The 270-nt window shown below is 34.1% G+C and carries 1 protein-coding gene; it reads left to right on the forward strand.

The genetic code is table 11. The features are described from left to right. Window positions 1-28 precede the first annotated feature (28 nt). Window positions 29-270 (forward strand): hypothetical protein (locus QVO88_RS10340; protein ID WP_288178009.1); only part of this gene is annotated, 242 nt, incomplete at its 3' end.

Raw genomic sequence — 270 nt, forward strand, 5'->3', positions numbered from 1 at the left:
AGATAAAGATAGAAAGAGAAAAATAGATATGAGAGAACAGGATATTATAAAGCAATTTCAGGCGTCGGGAAAATCATTTCACGAGTTTTTTGAAGAAAATCAAGACTTAGTAATGACAGCCTATACGGACGATATGGATACGCCATATTATAGCAAACATATTGAACGTCATTGGCTGTCTGAAAAAATCTACATAGAACGTAGATTTGGCTCTGATACTTTTGGTGATAGAACTGCCAAAACTGAAGACATCGTTTTAGTTAAGGTTTA

Source organism: Ruminococcus sp. CAG:57 (assembly GCF_000435935.1).
Classification (GTDB): domain Bacteria; phylum Bacillota; class Clostridia; order Oscillospirales; family Ruminococcaceae; genus Hominimerdicola; species Hominimerdicola aceti.